Source organism: Mycobacterium sp., assembly GCF_049683935.1.
Lineage (GTDB): Bacteria > Actinomycetota > Actinomycetes > Mycobacteriales > Mycobacteriaceae > Mycobacterium.
On sequence record NZ_JBAUJR010000456.1, the window covers coordinates 1 to 5,822 of the forward strand.

At 68.3% G+C, this 5,822-nt stretch carries 3 protein-coding genes and 1 pseudogene; 3 read left to right on the top strand and 1 reads right to left on the bottom strand.

Going from position 1 to position 5,822, the window contains the following annotated elements; genetic code table 11:
* A partial coding sequence (gene mobF, locus WA965_RS25430) for a MobF family relaxase (RefSeq protein WP_526448189.1) occupies nt 1-3,693 on the bottom strand: 3,693 nt, incomplete at its 3' end.
* A gap of 214 nt (nt 3,694-3,907) precedes the next feature.
* On the opposite strand from mobF, the gene WA965_RS25435 reads away from it, so the two are divergent.
* The 3 genes and pseudogenes from WA965_RS25435 to WA965_RS25445 all read left to right on the top strand — a co-directional run.
* Complete coding sequence (locus tag WA965_RS25435; protein ID WP_526298246.1) at nt 3,908-4,207, top strand: hypothetical protein; 300 nt, start codon at nt 3,908-3,910, stop codon at nt 4,205-4,207.
* Nucleotides 4,208-4,720: 513 nt separating this feature from the next.
* The gene (locus tag WA965_RS25440; protein WP_526448190.1) at nt 4,721-5,185 is read left to right on the top strand and encodes a hypothetical protein; all 465 of its coding nucleotides are present in this window, start codon (nt 4,721-4,723) and stop codon (nt 5,183-5,185) included.
* Between the two features lie 121 nt (nt 5,186-5,306).
* Nucleotides 5,307-5,822: pseudogene (locus WA965_RS25445) on the top strand (hypothetical protein); the annotation flags it as partial.

A 5,822-nucleotide genomic window follows, 5' to 3' on the forward strand; every position in this document is an offset into this window, starting at 1 on the left:
CGGTGACAGTCCCGCCAGCGCCGCGGTGCGCAGGTGCCGACCGAGGCGATGCACGCCGGGTTCGGCGATGAGGCGTTCGGCGGTCGCGGGGTCGAATGCGGCCTGGATGGGGCGCTGGACTCGTGCGGTGTCGAGTTCGGCGCGAGCGGCGTCGTAGTCGCGGATCCGTCGGCCGATGCCATCGGTCTCGGCCGGTGCCGGCCGAACGGTGGTGTAGCGGTCGGCGACGAGTCGGGCGTAGTCATCGAGCTCTTTGTCCGTGCCGGGTGTGCGCGGTGGGAGCGGGGGCAGCTCGTGTTCCGGCCGCCCGGTAGCGCCGGCCACCGTGTCGATGTCGATGTCGGTGTTGGCGGCAGAGCTGCGGGCCTCGACGATCCGTGAGTTGAGCACTCTCGCGACGTCGCGTGCGGAGTGAAGCTCGCCGGCGGCGAGTGCGTCGACGAGGACGTGGCGGGCACTGTCTCCGCGGTCGTGGATCTCGGCGAGGGTCGCGCGCAGTGCTGCGAGGCTTGCGGGGTGTTCGGCTTGCGCGGTCGCCAGGAGCGCTGCCGGCAGTGCCCGGTCGAGGACGGTGTCGAGCCAGTGATCACGAAGCCGGGTGTGGGCGGCGAGGTATGCCTCGCGGAGACGGTCGGGGCTGTTCGCGTGTTCGGCGGCGTCGCGTATCGCGGTGATGGCGGCCTTGTGGCCGTTGTCGTTGGCGAGGATGCGGGTGAGGACCTCGCGGGAGTTCGGGGTGTCGATCTCCGAGAGGTGCATTCCTTCGGTGTCGAGGGTGACGCCCGGTTCGACGGGCACGTACAGCTCGTTGTTGGTGCGCCCGCGGGTCAGTGCGACGTAGAGCCCGGCTCGGTTGGTCGTCGCGCTCACGGCGGTGTGCGAGGTGTCGACAGTGATGCCTTGGCTGCGGTGCACGGTGGCGGCGTAGCCGAGTTCGGTCAAGCCGGACACGTAGTCGGCCGGCAGGGTGATCGTGCCGTCGTGGGTTTTGCTGCGGACGGTCAGCGAGCCGTCGTTGCCCACGGCGGTGACGGTCCACAGGTCGCCGTTGCGGACGAACATGTTCCGACGCCGACCGCCTTTGGTGCGCAGGGCGCGGGTGTTGCGGCGGGTCAGGATGGTGTCACCGACTCCGGCGTCGAGCTCGTCCGACAGTCTCACGGTGTGGACTGCGTCGGCGGCTCCGTGTCCACGGAAGTGGGCTTGGATCGCGAGGTTGACTTCGCGGACGTCGTCGCGGGTGGAGAGCATGACGATCGAGGACTTTCCTGCCCCGACGTCGGCGAGGTACGCCGATGCTGCGGCGTCTTTCATCTCGGCGGCGGTGCCGTCGTGGACCCAACCGCGGTCGTAGAACATGCCGAGACTGGCCGGGTCACCGTGCCGCAGATCGAGCGAGTTCTCGGCTTGTTCGGTGTCGTCGCCGAACCGCACGACGGTGGTCAGCTCGGGCGCACGAGTCTCCTCGGCGAGCAGACGGAGGGTGCCGCCGGTTTCGACGGCGTCGAGCTGGTTCGGGTCACCGAGCAGGCGCACGACCGCGCCTTTGGCTGCGGCGATCTCGGTGATGGCGGCGAGGTCTTTGGTCGAGGCGAGGGACGCTTCGTCGACGAGCAGCATCGCACCGGCAGGGATGTCGATGTGCTCGGGCAGCGTGCCCGCGTGTCCGCCGTCGACGCCGCGCCACGGGTAGGTCAGGGTGGCGAGAGTGTGTGCGGTGACGCCGATTTCTTCACCGAGGGTTTCCGCTGCAACGGCCGACGGGGCGAGGGCGATGACCTGATGTCCGGCCTTCTTCCAGGTGTCGGTCACGGCCTTCATGGCGGTGGTCTTGCCGGTGCCGGCCGGTCCGATACCGACCGCAACGAGGGTGCCGCTCCCGACGAAATGTTCGGCGAGTTCGCGTTGCCCGGCGTTGAGGGTGCGTCCGTCCTTGCCTTTCGCGGCGGCGGTGATGACCTTGTCGAGCGCGGCCTGCGGGGCGATGTACGCGACCGGGGTCTGTGCGGCCTCGAGCAGAGAACGTTCTGCGGACAGCACGCCCTGGGAGGTGTGCAGGGCGGTACCGGGGCGGGTCAGGATGAACTCGCCGTCGCGGCGACGCAGCGCTGTCGGCGGTGCGGGCAGCTCGGGGAGCGGCATGTGTACCGATGTTGCGAGGACACGGTCGACGACGGCGGCGGTGGCAGCGCGGCGGGCGGTGTCGTCGGTGAACGCGACGGCCGCGAAGTTCGCATCGACCGCGGAGTGGACGTGGGTGATCGCCCAGTTCGATCGCGCGTTCTCCAACCGTTCGATCACGCGGGCCGCTTCGATGTCGAGTGAGTCGAGCGGGCGCATGTGCTCGCCGACCTCGCGCACGCCGGAGGCGTGGTCTCGTTGGACCTGTTGCCACCCCGCAGCGAGAGCGTCGACGTCGCGTGGGGTACCGAGGATCTGCACGGACCGGGTGAGCCAGGCGTTCTGCATCTCGCGCAGCGTCTGCGGTTCCTGCTTGCCGGCGCGGGTGTCGAGGTTGGCCTGTTGGTAGAGCGAGTACATCGCTTTCGGGGACGGCATCCGGCCGTGTTCGGCGCGGTACTCGGCGACGAGCTGGTCTCTGCGCGTTTCGATCTGGCTGCGGCGCGAGGAGAACATCTCGCACAGCTCGCGCGGGACCTGCTCGATTTCTACGACGTCCTGCCGGCCGTGACCTGTGGAGCGGGCAGCGAGGGAAAAACCGAGTTCGGTGTGCAGCTTGGACATGATCGTGGCGTTGTAGCGCTGCGAGGCCGGCACCGCGTACCGGTGCAGGATCGACCCGTCGAGGGCGCGCCATTTGCCGTCGGATTCGGTGCAGACCTTGATCGAGACGACGGCGTGGGTGTGCAGGTTCGGATCCCCGGCGCGGGAGTCGTAGTGGTCGTAGAGGGTCGCGACCAGACCGGTGGTGTCCTGGACTTCCTGGCTGGTGTTGCCCGTGCGCGTGAAGCACGCTTGCGTCTCGATCCAGCCGAGGGCGTCGGTGACGGTCTCTTTGTGGATGCGCTCGATTTCTCGGCGGGTGCCGTCGTCGGCGAGCGCCCACATCACCGACACGCTTTTTGGTGGGGTGAACACCAGGTCGTAGCCGGCCACGGGCTGGCGGACGCGGGACTTCTGCGCGCTGATCCACGACCGGAGCTCGCGCTGATCTTCCGGTGGGCGGCCGTGGCCGTCGGTGAACAGCCGGGTGCCGACCTCGTCCATGATCTGCTGCGACTGCGCTTTCGACGGCGCGTGTCCGTGCTCGCTGCGGAACTCCCCTACCGCTGCCTTGTGCTCGCGGAGCAGTTCGATGTCGTTGGAGAATTCGGGGAATTTACGGCCGAGTCGGGCCGCTTTGAGCGCGGCTTTCTCGTTCGTGCCCTTGGTAATTGAATCTTCGATCAACGCCGAGGCGTTCGGATGCAGCCCGCTACCGAACAGTGCTTTCATCTGCGGCTCGGACACCTGCCCACCGCCGGTGATCGACGCGGCCGCAGTCGGGTCGATCCCGGCCTGCATCTGCTCGAGATTGTCCAGGCCGGCACCGAACCAGACACCCGGCGGTGTGCCGTGCGCGGTGTAGTAATCGGTCAGATCTTGGCCGTGCTCCCGTTCGCGGTCAGCGGTGGCCACCTGCTTGGTCAGGTACTCGTAGCCATCGCCCGCGTGCAGTACGTGGAGCGTCATCACACCGCCACCCTAGACGCCGCAGGCGGGCAGGCGGAAGGCCGAAACCCCCCAAAGTCTGAAATTCAGCAAGAGGTGTGTAAATCATCTAGGCTTTTGGCAGGCGAAGCCTGTGCAGTACGGGCCAACCCTCAGGACTCTTCGGCCAGGTCACAGACTTGGGGCGGTCGGAACTGAGGTCTCGGGGATCAGGAGATGGAGAGGCAGCGGGGTCATGGGGTCGACAGGAGATCGGGTAGCCGCCCGTGAGCGGGGATGGCAGAAGGCCACCCGCGCGGCGGGTACAGCAGTGCGGGAACGTGAGAGCGCTGTTCGTCGCTTCGCAGCGGCGCGGGTCCAGCGGGACGCGGCCGAACAGGTGATGGCTGCCGAGTTGGTGCAGCTGGTGACGGCGGAGAGTTCCCTGGCGCATGCTGCGCAGCTCGTCGGCATCGAGCTGGCAGAGGCCGAGCGACTGATGTCCACTCACCGGGTGGACAGACCTGCAACTGACGGTGCCGAGCCAGCGTCGTGATCAGTCATTCCCTCGATGTCCGACGACAGGACCACAGCGCGATCGCCCGGCCGTCGTCCCTCCGCGACTACCGCGTGGGTGCGATGTCCCCTATCTGTGTGTCCGGCCCCGAGTGTGGGTGCCTGAGATCGAGCGGAGCGGTGGGAGGAATCTCGGGCATCCATATGAGGGTTCAGGCCGGTGCACAGTTGGGGGCACCGCACCCGTCCCCTGTCTGTTCAAGTGTGCGCTCGGTCGGTCGACCTGTTCGTGGTGTCCGGTGCCGCCGATACGGTGCCCTTCATGAGCGATGTGCAGAGTCGATTGATCGCGGCTGTGACCGCCTCGTCCCCTCACGCAACGGTGACGGCAGTGACGGGGTGGCCGGCCGCGAAGCTGGCGTACGCGTCCGGATGGGCCGCTCGGCGCAGAACGAGACGAAGGCTACGGCCGACTGCGCGAGCGGTCGGCCTCATCGCCGGCGGGTTGGCCGTGATTGCGGTGTGCAGTTGGTGGATCTCGGAGGTGTCCGCCGTGCAACAATTGCCGCCCGTACCCGCGGGACTGGCGGTGTCGGGCGCGCTGGCTGCGGTCGCGGTGGTTGCGCTGGCTGTGAGTGCAGTGGTGCTCACTCGTATCGGCGGTGCGACGGTGCGGTTCGTCGCGGTCGGCGAGGATGCCGAGACCATCGCGGTACGAATGGGCGACGGGTGCCTCGTGGCGGAGGGGTGGGCGTATCTCGATGCGCCTCGGCCGGGAGCGTCGCCGCGCCCGCGTGTGGCTGCGCGGCGGGTGTTGGACTTCGCGGACGCGGAAGGCTTGCGTGTCTGTGCGGCGGTGGCCGCATCGGCGACGACACTGCGGACGCTCTACACCGCGTACGGCTTCCGGGAAGTCGCACCGCACGAGGTTTCGTGGACGGCCCGATTGCCGCACACGCTCGGATGTCGGGTGGTGCATCTTGTGCGACCGGTGTGCTCTGCGGCGCTCGGGCGGTAGAGTTCGCAGTGCGTTCTGGCGGTGCCGTGTGGGCCCTCCGCCGAACGTCGATCACGTGCACCTCACCGACTCTCCCCGTGTCTGCGGGCGGTCGGTTCTACGAGAAAGGCCCACACTCACCATGACTGTCACCCAATTGGACCCCGGCGCGATCCGCGCGGCCGCGGAAGCGGCGATCAACGAGCGCATCGCGAAGGTCGATGCGATCGCCGAGGCGCAGCAGAAGGTCGTCGAGGCCGAAGCAGAGGACGCGAAAGCGCGTGCGGCCGCGGAAGCGGCGATCAAGGAAGCTCAGGCCGCGAAACGCTCGTCGGCCAAGTCCGTGGAGAAGGCCAAGGACGCGGTCACTGCCGCGTTGCGTAGCGCGCTCGACGGCGGGTGGACGGCGCAGCAGTTGCGTGAGATCGGGTTGACGGTGCCGACGTCGATCATCAGCTCCCCGAAGCCGGCATCGTCCGGATCGGGTCGCAAGAAGCGTCCGGTACGCATCGGCGTTGCCAGCACCGCCACACCGCAGCACACGCCCGTGTCGGACGACTCGGCCGACACGGCTACTCCCCCGCCCGCCGACTCCGCACCGAGCACTGAGACACCGCCCGCGGCGCAGGAGTTCGCGTCCGCCGGGCAGGGTGCGCAA